We start from the raw sequence: 15,482 nt of genomic DNA, 5'->3' as shown, positions 1-15,482 counted from the left end.
TTCTCTAAGGCGGCTAGGAGCCTGACAGAGAATAGACTGCCCGGCTTCTATCTAATTGATCATACATGCTTGGACTTCGTTTCTCTTGAGTTGCGAGTAAAGCCGTATTTTCATGATAAAATTGTCATTTACCCTCTTGATTTCAGGCCGCGGCCCGCTCCATGCACAAACCCAATACTCTCAGTCGCTTTTTGTTTCACAGCTTGAGAAAGCTGTTGTTCACATGGGTTAGAACTACTGTTCATAACAACACCGCAGAAAGCCTTGGGATTCAGCCAGACAAACCTGTCTGCTATGTTCTTCGCAACCGCTCACTGTCTGATCTTATGGTGGTTGAGCAGGAGTGCCGAAAAGCTGGCCTTCCAAGACCCTATGCGTTTATTCACAAGGATCGTAAGAGCGGTGATCAAGCCTATTTTTATCTGACCCAGCAAAGAGGTGTTCTGCTTCAGAGAGAACACCCGGAAGCTGCAGACACCCTTGAGAACCTACTCAAGGAAACCGAGGAACATCCGGGTCAGGATGTGCAACTGGTACCTGTCAGTATTTTTTGGGGACGTGCTCCGGATAAAGAGCAGTCTGCCCTCAAGCTTCTGTTTGATTGGAACTTCAGCCTTGGTGGTCGGTTCAGTAAATTCATGGCTATTCTGCTACACGGTAGACAGACCATGGTTCACTTCAACCCGTCCATGTCCCTTAGAGACATGGTGGACGAAGGTCAGGAGCATTCCAGAACACTGCGAAAAGTGGGCCGTATTCTCAGAGTACACTTTCGCCAACTCAGGGAGTCGGTCATTGGTCCCGACCTTTCTCATCGAAGAATACTGGTCAACGGTCTGATTCATACTCCCCAGCTTCGTAAAGCCATTGAAGCTGAAGCCGCCGCCCAGGAAGTCACCCTGGTTGAAGCAGAAACGAAAGCACGACAATATGCGAACGAAATAGCTTCAGACTACTCTTACCCGGTGCTCAGGTTTATGGACATCCTGCTGACCTGGTTCTGGAATAAACTGTACGACGGCGTATCAATCAATAATGTCGAGCCCATCAAAGAGCTCTCCCAGAAACACAGTATTGTTTATGTGCCTTGCCACCGAAGCCATATCGACTATTTGTTGCTTTCATACGCCTTGTATTACGAAGGCCTTACGCCTCCCCATATTGCGGCCGGTATCAATCTGAACATGCCCGTCGTTGGCACCATTCTTCGTAAGGGCGGTGCTTTCTTCATGAGAAGAACATTCAGAGGTAACCCTCTGTACAGCGCAGTCTTTCATGAATACATGCATACTCTCTCGAGTCGTGGCTTTCCGATTGAATACTTTGTTGAAGGTGGCCGTTCCAGAACAGGACGGACTCTGAACCCAAAAACCGGCATGCTCTCAATCAGTTTGAGAAGCTATTTGAGAGACAACCGCAAGCCGGTGCTTTTTGTACCGGTATACATCGGCTATGAAAAGTTACTGGAAGTCAGCACCTATATGGGTGAACTGAGAGGCAAGAGTAAGAAAAAAGAGTCTCCTCTGGACGTTGTCCGTACTCTGGCCGCCTTGAAAGATCAGTTTGGTAAAGCCTGGATCAACTTCGGAAACCCCATCAGCATGGGTGATTTTCTGGATAAAGAAGTACCACAGTGGCAGGAAGAGCTATCAGACAGTTTTAAGCCGGAGTGGCTGAAAAAAACCACCAATACACTCGCTTTCAATATTGCCAGTGAGATTAACTCAGCCGCAGTCATCAACCCGGTTAACCTGGTTTCCATGGCCCTGCTTTCAACTCCTCGTCACGCTCTGGGTGAACAAGAGCTGGTATTGCTGATAGAAATCTACCTGCGGCTGCTCAAAAAATCCCCATACAGTGACAAAACGGTTATTACCGACATGGATGGTCACAGTGTTATCCGATATGTCGAAAAGCTGGATGTTCTCAACAAGTTCAGTGATTCTCTGGGTGATGTTTACACTCTTGATGAAAAAACAGCGGTAATGATGACCTATTACCGGAATAACGTTCTGCATATGTTTGCAGTTCCTTCCCTACTGAGTTGTTTGTTTATCAATAACAGTGCCATGACACAGAGAGAAATATTCCGGGTTTGCTCCATTTTATACCCTTATCTAAAGTCCGAACTCTTCCTTAAATGGAGTGAGAGGGGCTTTCTGAAAGTAGTCGCAAAATGGCTGGATACGTTGGAAAGTGAAGGGCTGATTATCAGTGATCACGAAGGTTACTACCGACAGCCTGAGCACAGTTCTGCTCAGTATGTCACCTTGACGGTTCTTTCCCGTGCCATCGCGCAGACTCTTGAGCGCTTTTTCATGGTCATAAGCCTGCTGATCAGTAATGGCAGCGGCAGCATTGAGCAGGAAATACTGGAAAACCAGAGTCGCGATCTGGCTCAGAGGCTGTCAATTATTCACGGGTTGAACGCCCCCGAGTTCTTTGACAAGGCATTGTTCAAAAACTTTATCGAGCAACTACGACTGAATAATGTGGTCGAGATTACTCAAACCAATAAGCTTAATTTTGGCAATGAAGTCAAAATGGTTGCCGATGAAGCCTTTAAGGTTCTGACCAGCGAAGTGCGTCACAGCATTCTGCAGACAACCAAGACACAGCCTGCACCCATCGAAGAGCATTAATCCACTTCCGGACCTCGACCTTCAAGGGCACGCCTCATCTTTCACCGTCTCACTATGGGATGGTGAAAGATGAATCAGAAGAACAATAAATCTTTTACTCAAAAGCCTTCAGAGCATGGATATCGTATCTGCATGCCTTGCCCTCGAGTTTATACGTCGGCGCAACATTACCCAGTTCCGGAGATAGCCGGGGTCTTTTAACCACCACCCGGAATCGAGCCAGTTGCAGAGCAGGCGCAAGAAGTTCGTCAGCATCCGGATCTCCTGATAAAAGATCCTGAAAAACTTTCATTTCTTTTTTTACTTCAGCTGACTTCTCTTTATGCGGAAACATGGGATCCAGATAGACAACATCAAACTGCTCCCCTGAAGCCAGCTCAGACTCCATTGCACGACGGCTGTCATTTTTAATCAACTGCATACGTGTAGCGATCTCTGAAATTTCCGGATCCTCCATAGCGCGTCTAATGCCGTCTTCAAGCAGTGCAGCAATAACCGGAGAGCGCTCGATCACAGTGACCTGACAACCAAGACTGGCAAGAACGAAAGCATCTCGCCCCAGTCCTCCCGTTGCATCCAGAACACGGGGTTTAGCACCTTTATTCAACCCTACAGCTTTGGCGATGTCTTGCCCTTTCCCGCCACCATACTTGCGTCGATGACCCGCTTTACCACCAACAAAATCAACACTGATGGGCTTCTCTTTGCCGCTGACACGTTTCAACGAAAGTCGCTCATCTTCAAACCCAAGAATAAGAGTGCCTTCCGGACAGCTATCTGCATCCGATATCAAACAAGCTCCATCCATTGCTTGAAGCAGTGTATCCAGATAGGCCTGCTTAACAGGATCTTGATGATTTTGTACAACGACAGAACGGGCCATTCGCCTTCAGCTCACAAATTTTCGAGATGAGCAGGATTTTAACACTGCTTGGGTGTTTAAAAACTTGAAATCATCACTCATTGAACAACGCGGTCATTTAGAATAACTCAAGCCATAAATCAATCATCAGCACCTGAAACCATTTTTCGCCACCCTCAGGAATGCAGAATTGTTTCACGGTAAAAAAAAAACAGCAGGCTGTGCCTGCTGCTGTATACAAATAAGGAAAGAACCAGAGACTAATCTGGCTGTGCGACCACTCTGAGATAAGGTTTTAGGGTCTTCCACCCTTCCGGAAATTTCTTTTTGGCTTCTTCTTCTGTGACCGCAGGGGGAATAATCACATCTTCACCAGGCTGCCAGTTCACAGGGGTTGCGACTGTGTGCCTGCTGGTCAGTTGAATCGAATCCAATGACCGAAGTATTTCATCGAAATTCCTGCCAGTGGTCATTGGATAGGTCATCATTAGCTTAATCTGCTTGTCAGGACCAATAATAAACACAGTTCTAACCGTCGCATTAGTAGCAGCAGTTCTCCCCTCAGAGCTTTCTCCCGCATCAGCTGGCAGCATGCTATATAACTTGGCAACATTAAGATCTGTATCACCAATCATTGGGTACTGTGGCAGGTAACCCTGAGTTTCTTCAATATCTCTGGCCCAACGTTCATGGTCATCAACCGGATCCACACTCAAGCCAATAATCTTGCAGTTCCGCCGCTCAAACTCAGGCTGCAGACGCGCCATATAACCCAACTCCGTTGTGCAGACCGGAGTAAAGTCTTTTGGATGGGAGAACAAAATAGCCCATGAATCACCTATCCAGTCATGAAACCGGATAGAGCCACGGGTGGTTTGAGCCGTAAAATCCGGGGCAACATCATTAATTCTCAGAGTCATATCAAATCCTCAGAAACAGCTTTGGATTAAGCATTATTTTCTCATCGCGTTTATAAGGGTGAAAAAATTTTTCATCCCTATAAATCTGAAGCAGGTACAGTCTTGCCTGACCTGCCCTTAATTGCTATCTATGAGAAGTAAAGCCTGTTTAAGCAAATGATCAACTGGAATTTACAAACTGAAAATAAAGCCACTTTTTCAAAAAAAAATGTGAACTTTAATTCACCGATAAAACCACCCATTCAAACTGAAAAGGTGGTTTTATATCTGACTCTGAAAATAAGTACGGTTAAACAACCATCACTGCAATCAATACCGCACCAAGAATAAAGCGATAAATCACAAAAGGCATCAACCCGATTCGATTGATAAAAGACAGGAAGAAGTAAATACAGATCCAGGCACTGACTGCCGCGACCAATGCACCAGAGAACAGAACATTCCAGTTTACCGGCTCTGTGGCTTTCACCAGATCCAGCGTCAGGAGCAACCCGGCTCCCAAAATCACGGGAATGGAAAGCAGGAACGAAAAGCGGGCGGCTGCCTCACGAGTCATTCCGAGCATGAGGCCTGCGGTAATGGTAATGCCAGAACGGGAGGTTCCCGGAATCAAGGCAACAGCCTGAGCCAACCCGATAATCATAGCCTGACGAAAAGTCAGCTTTTCTATAGGCTGTATTTTTTTCCCCTTGTAGTCGGCCCAGCCCAAAAGAGCACCGAATATCAAGGTAGTACCAGCAATCACTGCGATACTGCGCATGGCTTCGTCCAAGCCCATAGATTTTAATAAAAAGCCAACCAGAATAGCTGGCAAGGTAGCAAAAATCAGATACCACCCCAAGCGGCTATTCACCGTTGAACCTTTACCACTTAAAGACCCAAACCAGTCCAGGCCAATCCGAATCAGATCTTTTCTAAAATACCCTACAACAGCCACCAGGGTACCTATATGAACGGCAACATCAAATGCTAACCCCTGATCACTCCATCCCAGCAGCTGTGCTGGCAAAATCAAATGACCTGAACTGGAAATCGGCAGAAACTCAGTAACGCCCTGAAGCAGAGCAAGAATAATAATCTGAAGGCTATCCACGATAGCATCTCCCTTTACTGGGTAATATCAGTCCTTGCAGGTTTCAAAGCCGACCTCATTGATGAGAAACCTTGGCACTTCAGGACTATAACTGTTATCAGTGAAGTGAATGATTTTTATCGTTCACTTTTTTTGAGCGCTACCTTATCTCTGAGATAAACAGGCCTGGTTCTTTCGGCAGGTACAGCATGCCCTTCGTTAAAATCGGCTGCTGCCAGAATTGCTATATCTGCCGCCCTGGGATAAGCATCAGGAAAACAATTAATTGTTTTGGCAGCCAGCTGATCCTCGAACTGCCAACCTGTTCCCATCCCCAACCAGTTTTCTTCACCTTCAGGTACGATCACCCGCTCAGGAGCTATGACCCTCTCGTTAATAACAGGTTGCATCAGTCCGTCTTTGGCCTTGAAGGCTCCCCAGTACACTTCTCCCATACGGGCATCAATAGCCGCCAACACAGCGTTTGATTGATGCACCCTGAGACCTTCCTGAGCCAGAGCTCTTAGTGTTGATACCTGTACGACCGGTTTATCAATAGCAAAGGCAAGCCCCTGCACCATAGCCGTAGCGACTCTGAGTCCTGTGAATGCACCGGGCCCACAGCCAAAAGCCAAAGCATCGAGATCAGACAAGCTGACATTCTGCTTTTTCAGTAGATTGTCGATCATTCCCAGTAGCTCACGACTATGTCTTCTGGGCAGCAACTCAAAATGCTCAACAATCTCACCATTCAGGTTCAATGCAACTGAACAGGCTTCTGTAGCGGTATCAAGAGCCAGAATTTTCATCAAAGTATCTCTGTAGATAGGTGCATCTCATGCATTCAACGGCGCATTATATAGTTGTCCGATCATGAGAGAGTATCCTGAAAACGTAAAAAAGGACGCACAAGCGTCCTTTTTCTTAAATACACATCTTGCGATGTGGTTTCAAAAGCGTATCAGGCAGTGACAGGCTTCAGGGCACTGATCACTTTCGCCTTGATCTCATCCACACCGCCAATACCTTCTACCCGACTATAACGGGTCTGGCCTTCAATATTCTTGTAGAAGCTGACCAGAGGCGCTGTCTGGTCATGGTAAACCCCCAGACGCTTGCGAACAGTCTCTTCAATATCGTCATCACGCTGAATCAGATCTTCACCAGTGACGTCATCTTTGCCTTCAACCTTGGATGGGTTGTAAACAACATGATAAGTACGGCCACTGCCAGGGTGAACACGCCTGCCAGCCATACGTTCAACAATGGCTTCGTCATCCACTGCTATCTCGATCACATGATCAATAGCTACACCCGCTTCACGAAGCGCTTCTGCCTGAGGAATCGTTCTTGGGAAACCATCAAAAAGGAAACCTTTAGCACAATCGTCTTTAGCAATACGCTCCTTCACCAGCTCAATGATGATTTCATCAGAGACCAGGGATCCGGAATCCATAACAGCTTTCACTTTCTGGCCCAGCTCGGTGCCTTCTTTGATCGCTGCACGCAGCATGTCACCGGTAGAGATCTGGGGAATACCAAACTCTTCCATGATGAACTGGGCTTGCGTACCTTTTCCGGCACCCGGGGCACCCAACAGAATCACTCTCATGAACAAGCTCCTGTCTGACAAGACCACGCGTTCGAGCCTTGTTTAGACGATTTTAAAAGGCACAAAGGATATACAGAGAGTCACTGCGTTACAAGTTGGTACAGAAAAATTCTAATCGAGCTGTGACTGAGACATGAACGAAGCAGGACAAACCTCAACTATGAAATTTTCAGGTCAAGTGGCCGATACAGTGTTCAGAAAGCTAATTCTGAAGAAAAGCAGACATGAGAACTTCATACCGGGTAAAAATACTGACGATACTGGCTATACTCATGCCCGTTGTAGCCCAGGCACTGCCCAACTCAAAAATCATGGGACACCGCTGGCTGCTGTCTGCCGTAAAAAGCAACCGTGCTCCCACAGGCTATCTGGATCTGAATAACTGCAAACTGAGTAAAAATATCAGTGACCTGCCTGCAGATAACCGCACTTACAGAATTTCATTTAACGAAAATTTCTCGTACGATCCAGACGACGGAAGCATTACCACCATCATGAACATTCTCTACCAGCAGACTCGAAATCTGGGTGGAACTCCTGTTCTGATGAGTAGGCCTGCCACTATCATCCTCACCAGCAAACCCCAGAGAGAATCTATCACTTATCAGGTAGTCATGACTCATAACGAAAAAACCATGATGCAGCTCTATGAATGTCCCTGGGATAAAGCTGTTTTCCTCTGGAAACCCAAAGGTTCATTGTTCAACTGATCATCAGTTTAACCACGTCCGTATCAGGCTCCCTGCTCTCGCCCGCCTGATGAAGCTTTTCAAGATAAGCCTCCCAGTATTTCTGCTGGTTTCTGCAAAGGTCGTACAGGTAGCCCCAATCGTAGATACCACTGTCGTGTCCATCACTAAAGTGAATTTTAATCGCATAATGGCCCACCATTTCCATACTGGTGATCTGAACCTGCTTTTTACCCGTTTGCAGTACAGGATTACCGTGCCCCCTGACCTCCGCAGAAGGGCTGTGGACACGAAGCATTTCACTGCTGAGCTGATAGGTTTCTTCCGAGCTGTACTTCAGCTCCAGCTGCTGTGACTGTCTATGGAGGTTCAATGCTTCAGGGATTTTACGCTGCATGTGGAGGACCTATTTGAAATTATCAAAATCCAGGAAGAACGTAGCCTACCAGAACAAAGGGGAAATCAAGCATTAAACCAGTATGCAAACCTATTATTCAATGCACTCAACTGAATATACTCGCAAGATTCTTGACGACAGTACCTAATATTGCCAGGAAATAATCGTTGCTCCATTAGCCTTGTAGGCAACTGTATTAGCCGGTAATCATGAAATCACAGAAGACATCGACTTGTATATTCAGGATAATAAGGCAAAGTTACTAATCTATAATCGAGCCTTAAGGATTTTATGTCAGGCATGAATAACCCACTGACTCCAAACTCGCTATACCATAACCACTATCCTGATGATGAAATCGATCTTTTCGAGTTGGTAGAGAAGCTCTTTTCACATAAATGGCTGATTCTTGCATCAACATTGACTGCTCTTTTTGCTGCCGCTCTGATTGCATTCATGCTCCCAAAAAGCTTCACTTCTGTGGCTATTATTAATGAATCTCCAGAAGCCAGCTTTGCAGCATGGAACAGCAGTACGCCTTTCATTCCCAACCAAGTCAAAGGCAGTGATAAAGGCAGTCAACAGACAGATAACTATCTGACACCAGACAAAGCTTACCAGCTCTATCTGAAATACCTTACCAGTCCAGCTACCAGCCGATATGCCTTTAAACAGTCATTACTGGCTATGCCTGACCCTGAAACCGGACAACCTCAAGACAAGAAATCACTGGCAGCTAATTACCAGGCATTTCTATCAAATCTTTCTATTTCATCTGATAAAAGCACGAAACGAACTCAAATTCACTATACATCTGACAACCCTGAAGAAACAGCTCGAGTAATCAATACAATTATTCTGCCTTATGCACGAGAACAGTTTAATCAAACCATGCAAGCAGATTTTTCTGCACAGGTTCGTGTACAGCATCAAAAATTAAAAACTCAAATTGAACACCTGGAATCAAACTTTGTTTCAAGTAACTCGCTGAGACTTACAGAGCTGGATGAAGCCTTAACTCAGGCTAGAGCCGCCGGCTTAACAGAGCTTAGAGCAACTGAAGTGAATGCCACCATTCTTAACGGTGCCACTTATTTACTGGGAGAAAAACTACTTAAATCCAGGATTGATGTTATTAGAAACAGGACTGAAAAATATCGTTTTTACAGCAATCCAAAACTAGAAGAAGACGCATCCAAGCCGTATATTAAAGGGGTATCTGGTCGTGTATTTGAACTGAAACAGCTTAACAGTCTGAAACTTGATTTTTCTGCCATGACACCAGCCACTATTGAACAGCCAGCTCTGGTACCTGTCTCACCCACCAAACCCAACAAAAAACTCATTATTGCTTTAGGTGGTATTCTTGGATTAATGGCCGGCGTTTTCCTGGCTCTTATTCGCATCGCTATTAACAATAGAAAAGAGAGACAGAAAATAGCCGGCCATAATTATCCCAGTATGACCGACGAGACAATCAGAGAATATAACGACTCAGATCTTCGTCCTGAACCAGCTCACCCAGATGCTCGTTAACATACGCAGCATCAATCAGCAGCGGTGACTCGCTGTGTTCCAGGGAGAGGTCTGCAGCACTGTATGAGACTTCTTCCAACAAACGCTCCATTACAGTGTGTAAACGACGGGCACCGATATTTTCGGTGTTCTCGTTAACAGTCCAGGCTACTTCTGCTATACGGGCAATGCCATCTTCAGAAAAAGAAATATTGAGCGCTTCTGTTTTCAGAAGCGCCTGATATTGCTCGGTCAGAGAAGCATCGGGCTCGGTCAGAATCCGCACAAAATCTTTAGTTGTCAGCGCTTTCAACTCGACACGAATAGGCAGGCGCCCTTGTAATTCAGGAATCAGGTCAGAGGGCTTAGCCAGATGAAAAGCACCTGAAGCCATGAACAGAATATGATCTGTTTTGATCATTCCGTACTTGGTGGAAACAGTGCAACCTTCGATCAATGGCAGCAAGTCTCGCTGAACACCTTCGCGGGATACATCAGCACTTCCTCCGGTAGAACGCTTGGCTACTTTGTCGATTTCATCAATGAAGACAATGCCATTCTGTTCAACGGAATCAATCGCCCGGGTTTTGAGCTCATCCTCATTAACCAGTTTTGCAGCTTCTTCGTCCTGAACCAGCTTCATAGCGTCTTTGACTTTCAGCTTACGCTTCTTCTGCTTACCCGTGTTCAGGTTTGAGAACATATTCTGGAGCTGACTGGTCATTTCTTCCATGCCGGGAGGCGCCATGATTTCCACGCCCATAGCCGCTTCGCGAACATCTATCTCAATGTCCTTATCATCCAACTGTCCTTCACGAAGCTTCTTGCGGAAGACCTGACGGGTTGAATTGTCCTGAGGCTTCTCGGACTCTTCCGAGAAAGAGCGAGGAGGAGGCAATAATGCATCCAGTATCCGCTCTTCTGCAGCGTCCAGAGCACGATGCTTAACTCGCTCAACTTCCTGTTCACGCAGCATTTTAATAGCCGCATCAACCAAGTCCCTGATAATAGACTCGACGTCGCGTCCTACATAACCAACTTCTGTAAACTTGGTCGCTTCCACCTTGATGAAAGGAGCATTTGCCAGCTTTGCCAGACGACGTGCAATCTCTGTCTTACCGACACCGGTAGGCCCAATCATCAAAATATTCTTGGGTGAGATTTCGTTTCGCAGCTCTTCATCCAGCTGCATACGACGCCAGCGATTGCGAAGAGCAATCGCTACGGCACGCTTGGCATCATCCTGCCCAATAATATGCTTATTCAGTTCGTGAACGATTTCACGAGGGGTCATATTCGACATGTCACAAACTCTGCAAAAGAAAGATCAGTCAATTCACCATTAAGGCATTGTCTTAGAGAAACCTGTTAATACAACTACGGTCTCCAAGTCACCGCTTTTCAGTTCAGGACTGCTCTATCTTGATTTCTTCAATAACTTGGTTCTGGTTGGTATAGACACAGACATCTGCAGCTATTGCCAGGCTTTTTTCTACGATATCCCGAGCGCCAAGATCAGTATTCTGATAAAGCGCCTTAGCTGCAGACTGAGCAAAAAAGCCGCCTGAGCCGATCGCCAGAATGCCATCGTCTGTGACCATGACATCACCATTTCCGGTAATCACCAGAGAAGCTTTAGCATCTGCCACGATTAACATGGCTTCGAGACGCTGCAAAGTTCTGTCAGTACGCCACTCTTTCGCCAGTTCAACGGCGGCTTTTTCCAGGCGCCCCTGGTGTTTTTCCAACTGAGCTTCAAAGCGCTCGAAAAGTGTAAAGGCGTCTGCTGTACCACCTGCAAAGCCTGCAATGACCTTGCCTTTAAACAGGCGACGCACCTTATGGGCATTGCCCTTGATTACGGCGTTACCCAGAGAAACCTGACCATCACCGCCTACGACCACACTGTCATTTCGACGAACGGACAGAATGGTGGTGCCACGATACTGTTCCAAGGTGGGCTCCTTTTGGCATTTTGCTTGATTTGAATCTTAATATTGGGGATGAGTCTGAATTATCAAGGGCGGCAGTCAAAAAAGTTTCGCAGGAGGCCTAGGAGGCTGACCGAGAATAGACAGCCCGGCCTGAAATCCAGAAAGAGCGGCCATCTTTTCCGTTGAATTTGCTTAAATAGGTCAACTATTCGCACAAATCCAACGAAAAAGCTGACTCGCTCTACTGAATTTCATGCTCGAAAGCTTAAGTCCGACAGGCTCCTGGTTCTGTTCATATAAAAGCCCGACTGCTTCGGGCTCAAAGGTTACTTTTCAGGAATATGAAAGTTCATCCTATTAATGAACAAACATCTGAAACACAAGAATTAAAACAGACGTAAACAACTTAAGGATTTGTCTCGAAATAAACCCTCAATTGAAACTCTAGTCCCGTTCATCCTGAGCCTGCCGAAGGAGGTAGCACTGGGCTTCGGCAGACTCAGCCGAAACAGGGCTTGGTCAAATTCAATGGTGACAGGTCTATTTATCTCATATCAAAACACTTCAGAATAAAAGCGTAATCAAAAGCTATATCCTCAATCCATTCATATCGCTTACTGGCTCCCGCATGGCCCGCATGCATTTTCATATTAAGGATCAGCGGATGGTCATCTGTTTTCAACGCCCTGAGCTTGGCCACCATTTTGGCAGGCTCCCAATACGTCACCTGTTCATCGGAAATACCCGAGTTGTAAAGCATCGGAGGGTAATCCTTAGCTTCAACATTGTCGTAGGGAGAGTATCCTGAGATGTACTCAAAGTCCTCTTTACTGGTGATGGGGTTACCCCACTCCTCCCACTCTGGAGCGGTTAAGGGCAATGACGCATCACTGATAGTATTGATCACATCGACAAAAGCCACATCAGCCACAACACAACCAAACAAATCCGGCCTCAGGTTGGTAACAGCCCCCATCAAGAGTCCCCCCGCGCTGCCGCCATTGATAGAAATCTGGCCTTTTGTCGTATAGTTACGATCAATCAGGTGCTCGCAGCCATCAATGAAATCATTAAACGTATTCATCTTGTGCTGCATCTTGCCATTAAGATACCAGTCATAGCCTTTGTCATCGCCACCCCGAATATGGGCAATGACATAGACAAAGCCGCGATCAATAAGGCTGAATTTAGGTGAGGAAAAGCCAGCAGACATGCCGTAACCATAGGAGCCATAACCATAAACCATGGCTTTATTCGAACCATCACGCTTTGTGCCTTTTCTGTAGATAATGGTCAATGGAATCTGCTGACCATCTCGCGCCTGAGCAAACTCTCTCTTCACCTCATACAGTGATGAATCAAAGTTGGGGACATCCTTGCGATAAACTTCTGTCAGAGCGCTACTTTCCAGATTCAGTTCAAAAACAGTGTTTGGGGCTATTGGCGAATCGTAGTCAAGCCTGACAACAGTGGCTTTATGATCCCAATCGCCATAGAACTCCAGACAATAAGCTTCATCGGGCATAGAGAGGGTTGAGAACGCTTTCGAGTTCATATCCATCACAACCACTTCATCCAGAACGTTCTGGTTATTCTTACGTTCAACAACCAAAAAATGACTGTAGAAATGAATGCTGCTCAAGCATAAGTTTTTCTGTTCAGGGATAAACTCCAGCCAGTTCTCCTGTGCCCACTTTGCCGAAGCGTCAGCTACTTGAGAGTCAGTCGGGCACTTCATCACTTTAAAGTCATTAGCCCCCCCCTGATTGGTCAAAATATAGAAATCACCCCGGTAATGTTCCAGTGAGAAAGAAACATCATTTTCGCCTACCGCAAACTTCTCAAACTGATCTGACTTCCGATCAGCCAGATACACGACATGAGTAGACCCACTATCCAGATGAATCATGAAATACTCACGATCATTGGTTCGGGATAAGGACAAAAACATGTTGTCGTATGCTTCGGGCTTGGAAAAGATCAGTTCTTTCTCAGCGACACCGCTATGAATATTAACCTTATAGACGTCTCGACCACGTCCTGACTCATCCCGCTCTACAATGTAAAGATGCTCATTACCGTGCCAGAGAAACGACCCATTACTATTGGGAAACTCCCAATCAAGATCCTGGCCAGTGTTCAGATCCCTTACCCGAACCGTCTTTTCCATAGAGCCTGTCAGATTGAAACTGTAGGCAAAATGGGTCTGATTAACGTTAGTGCCAGAAGCTCCGAAGATATAAAGCTCTTTACCTTCAGCTTCCTTATTGATGTCGAAGTAGATTTCTTCTGCGGCTTTCCGGGACCCCTGTTTGCGGCAGAGAATCGGATAGTCTTTACCTTTTTCTTCTCTTGAGTAATAGAAATAGTCACCTTCCTTGTACGGCCAGGACTCGTCATCCTCCTTGATACGGGACAGGACTTCACCGTAGAGGGTTTCTTCAACATCCTTGTAGCCTTTCATCAACTCATCTTTATAAGCATTCTCAGACTGGATGTGCTCCAGAACCGCCGGATCAGCAAAATCCAGATCACCAGCAATAAACTTCTGCCAGTTTTCATCTCTCAGCCAATGGTAATCATCCACCCGGCGAATACCATGTTGAACAATCTCATAGGGCTTTTTTGATGCTACTGGTGCTTTCATAATCTATACCTGAATGGTTCTATCATGGCTCAGGGGAAAATCACGTACTGTTGACGAACGCATTGAAAATACAGTCGAACGGGAAGAAGCGTTTTTTTATTCGTTCTGATAGGGCTCACTTCCCAATACTGGCCGAAAGGACTACTTCATTCTTAACAACAATCCATCAATCTTGAAGTCGGCCAGTACTTTTTTTGCCTGATCGATACTCTCGGACGTTTCAAACGGCCCCAGCTGAACCCGATGCCAGGATTCTCCAGCGCCAACGGTTACCTTAACAACCCGAGGCCCCTGTCCTGCCAGCAGTAACTGAGCCTTCAAGCGTTCTGCATCTTTGGCGCTGCGAAAGGAGCCTGCCTGTAGCAAATATTTCACCCCTGACTTAGTCGCCGTTTTCGTTTTGGGCTCAGATTCAGAGGCCGATTTCTCTCTGGCGGTTACTTTGGCAGGCTGACGGTCAACGGGTTCTGGCAAAATGACTTCTTGCTCGGGCAGTACCGTATAAAAATCAAAGACGGGCTCAGGCTCTTTCTTGTCTGACTTGACTGTTCCAGCTCCCTTCAAGGAAGCATCAACAGGAATAGGGGCAGGTGTCAGTCTGAACAGAAAAGCCACAAAAAAGCCAGCGGCAAAGCCTGTGATCAGCCACATCCAGCCAGGTAGTCTGGACTGTTGACCGGATTTCTTTCGAGAAGCCGCCTTGCTGGCGCCTCTTTTTGATGGGGTACGGGTGCTCATATGCCTGATGTAAAGCCCATGACAGGAGAGGTAGCTCGTTCACCCTCACACATGAACCATGGTTTTACACAATATCCTTTTTTAAAAGACCATTTTCACGAACGAGTTCATATTACCATGGATGCCTGACGTTACCATGGCAGTGACTGCCCCATATGACTTTAATTTCAGTAATGCTGGCTATTGTCTCAAAGTGGTTTTATTCGCTATTATTTCCCGCTATGAAATCACTCTCATCAGCCACTCCATCTGCCTCTCATTCGGTGAGTCATGAACGGCTTCAGTCAACATCAGGTATTGCCTTTATTCTCGGCAACCGCCCCTGTTGCCTGACAATCACCTTGTGACGATGCCAAGGCTGACAGGTTGCTTTTCAGTAACCACCACCATCGACACCATGCTTTTTTGCAGAACAAGGCTAACGTTGACCGGGAAGTTCAAACTGCCCTGCTCT

At 46.3% G+C, this 15,482-nt stretch carries 13 protein-coding genes; 3 read left to right on the top strand and 10 right to left on the bottom strand.

Annotation, left to right across the window (positions count from 1 at the left end; genetic code table 11):
• Nucleotides 1–161 precede the first annotated feature (161 nt).
• A complete protein-coding gene (plsB, locus tag GZ78_RS05750) occupies nt 162–2,642 on the top strand; it encodes a glycerol-3-phosphate 1-O-acyltransferase PlsB (RefSeq protein ID WP_034833414.1) in 2,481 nt (826 codons plus the stop codon).
• A 94-nt stretch (nt 2,643–2,736) separates the two neighbouring features.
• Here the strand turns inward: plsB and GZ78_RS05745 are convergent, their stop codons facing one another.
• From GZ78_RS05745 to adk, 5 genes are all read right to left on the bottom strand, one after another.
• Nucleotides 2,737–3,525, bottom strand: coding sequence for a class I SAM-dependent methyltransferase (locus GZ78_RS05745; RefSeq protein WP_034833412.1), 789 nt, complete (start codon nt 3,523–3,525; stop codon nt 2,737–2,739).
• Between the two features lie 239 nt (nt 3,526–3,764).
• The gene (locus tag GZ78_RS05740) at nt 3,765–4,424 is read right to left on the bottom strand and encodes a peroxiredoxin (protein WP_034833410.1); all 660 of its coding nucleotides are present in this window, start codon (nt 4,422–4,424) and stop codon (nt 3,765–3,767) included.
• Nucleotides 4,425–4,713: 289 nt separating this feature from the next.
• Nucleotides 4,714–5,517: an undecaprenyl-diphosphate phosphatase gene (locus GZ78_RS05735; protein WP_034833409.1), complete on the bottom strand. Its 804-nt coding sequence runs from the start codon at nt 5,515–5,517 to the stop codon at nt 4,714–4,716.
• A gap of 116 nt (nt 5,518–5,633) precedes the next feature.
• The gene (tsaB, locus tag GZ78_RS05730) at nt 5,634–6,305 is read right to left on the bottom strand and encodes a tRNA (adenosine(37)-N6)-threonylcarbamoyltransferase complex dimerization subunit type 1 TsaB (protein WP_034833407.1); all 672 of its coding nucleotides are present in this window, start codon (nt 6,303–6,305) and stop codon (nt 5,634–5,636) included.
• Nucleotides 6,306–6,457: 152 nt separating this feature from the next.
• Nucleotides 6,458–7,108, bottom strand: coding sequence for an adenylate kinase (gene adk, locus GZ78_RS05725; RefSeq protein ID WP_034833405.1), 651 nt, complete (start codon nt 7,106–7,108; stop codon nt 6,458–6,460).
• 224 nt (nt 7,109–7,332) lie between these two features.
• Here adk and GZ78_RS05720 point away from each other — a divergent pair, with 224 nt between their 5' ends.
• Nucleotides 7,333–7,818, top strand: coding sequence for a hypothetical protein (locus GZ78_RS05720; protein ID WP_152558566.1), 486 nt, complete (start codon nt 7,333–7,335; stop codon nt 7,816–7,818).
• Here the strand turns inward: GZ78_RS05720 and GZ78_RS05715 are convergent.
• The gene (locus GZ78_RS05715) at nt 7,811–8,194 is read right to left on the bottom strand and encodes a gamma-butyrobetaine hydroxylase-like domain-containing protein (RefSeq protein ID WP_034833402.1); all 384 of its coding nucleotides are present in this window, start codon (nt 8,192–8,194) and stop codon (nt 7,811–7,813) included. The genes GZ78_RS05720 and GZ78_RS05715 overlap by 8 nt on opposite strands.
• A 300-nt stretch (nt 8,195–8,494) precedes the next feature.
• Here GZ78_RS05715 and GZ78_RS05710 point away from each other — a divergent pair, with 300 nt between their 5' ends.
• The gene (locus GZ78_RS05710; RefSeq protein WP_161787315.1) at nt 8,495–9,730 is read left to right on the top strand and encodes a Wzz/FepE/Etk N-terminal domain-containing protein; all 1,236 of its coding nucleotides are present in this window, start codon (nt 8,495–8,497) and stop codon (nt 9,728–9,730) included.
• Here GZ78_RS05710 and hslU read toward each other — a convergent pair.
• From hslU to GZ78_RS27190, 4 genes are all read right to left on the bottom strand, one after another.
• Nucleotides 9,672–11,012: an HslU--HslV peptidase ATPase subunit gene (gene hslU / locus GZ78_RS05705; RefSeq protein WP_034833399.1), complete on the bottom strand. Its 1,341-nt coding sequence runs from the start codon at nt 11,010–11,012 to the stop codon at nt 9,672–9,674. The two genes, GZ78_RS05710 and hslU, sit on opposite strands and share 59 nt — an antisense overlap.
• Before the next feature lie 103 nt (nt 11,013–11,115).
• Nucleotides 11,116–11,664 carry an ATP-dependent protease subunit HslV gene (gene hslV / locus GZ78_RS05700; protein ID WP_034833397.1) on the bottom strand — a complete coding sequence of 183 codons (549 nt, stop codon included), beginning with the start codon at nt 11,662–11,664 and terminating at the stop codon, nt 11,116–11,118.
• Between the two features lie 523 nt (nt 11,665–12,187).
• Nucleotides 12,188–14,290, bottom strand: a complete 2,103-nt coding sequence (locus GZ78_RS05695; RefSeq protein WP_034833395.1) for a S9 family peptidase — start codon at nt 14,288–14,290, stop codon at nt 12,188–12,190.
• 141 nt (nt 14,291–14,431) lie between these two features.
• Nucleotides 14,432–15,028 carry an SPOR domain-containing protein gene (locus GZ78_RS27190; protein WP_051785859.1) on the bottom strand — a complete coding sequence of 199 codons (597 nt, stop codon included), beginning with the start codon at nt 15,026–15,028 and terminating at the stop codon, nt 14,432–14,434.
• Between the last annotated feature and the right edge of the window lie 454 nt (nt 15,029–15,482).

Origin of the sequence: Endozoicomonas numazuensis (genome assembly GCF_000722635.1) — a bacterium.
Taxonomy (GTDB): domain Bacteria; phylum Pseudomonadota; class Gammaproteobacteria; order Pseudomonadales; family Endozoicomonadaceae; genus Endozoicomonas_A; species Endozoicomonas_A numazuensis.
Note: the sequence above shows the minus strand (reverse complement) of the source record. Positions and strands in the feature narration are given on the sequence as shown.

Excerpts from the sequence above, each read along its gene's own strand:
- plsB (WP_034833414.1), top strand. The coding sequence starts at position 162 with ATGCACAAACCCAATACTCTCAGTCGCTTTTTGTTTCACAGCTTGAGA.
- GZ78_RS05745 (WP_034833412.1), bottom strand. The coding sequence starts at position 3,525 with ATGGCCCGTTCTGTCGTTGTACAAAATCATCAAGATCCTGTTAAGCAG.
- GZ78_RS05740 (WP_034833410.1), bottom strand. The coding sequence starts at position 4,424 with ATGACTCTGAGAATTAATGATGTTGCCCCGGATTTTACGGCTCAAACC.
- tsaB (WP_034833407.1), bottom strand. The coding sequence starts at position 6,305 with ATGAAAATTCTGGCTCTTGATACCGCTACAGAAGCCTGTTCAGTTGCA.
- adk (WP_034833405.1), bottom strand. The coding sequence starts at position 7,108 with ATGAGAGTGATTCTGTTGGGTGCCCCGGGTGCCGGAAAAGGTACGCAA.
- GZ78_RS05720 (WP_152558566.1), top strand. The coding sequence starts at position 7,333 with ATGAGAACTTCATACCGGGTAAAAATACTGACGATACTGGCTATACTC.
- GZ78_RS05715 (WP_034833402.1), bottom strand. The coding sequence starts at position 8,194 with ATGCAGCGTAAAATCCCTGAAGCATTGAACCTCCATAGACAGTCACAG.
- GZ78_RS05710 (WP_161787315.1), top strand. The coding sequence starts at position 8,495 with ATGAATAACCCACTGACTCCAAACTCGCTATACCATAACCACTATCCT.
- hslU (WP_034833399.1), bottom strand. The coding sequence starts at position 11,012 with ATGTCGAATATGACCCCTCGTGAAATCGTTCACGAACTGAATAAGCAT.
- GZ78_RS05695 (WP_034833395.1), bottom strand. The coding sequence starts at position 14,290 with ATGAAAGCACCAGTAGCATCAAAAAAGCCCTATGAGATTGTTCAACAT.
- GZ78_RS27190 (WP_051785859.1), bottom strand. The coding sequence starts at position 15,028 with ATGAGCACCCGTACCCCATCAAAAAGAGGCGCCAGCAAGGCGGCTTCT.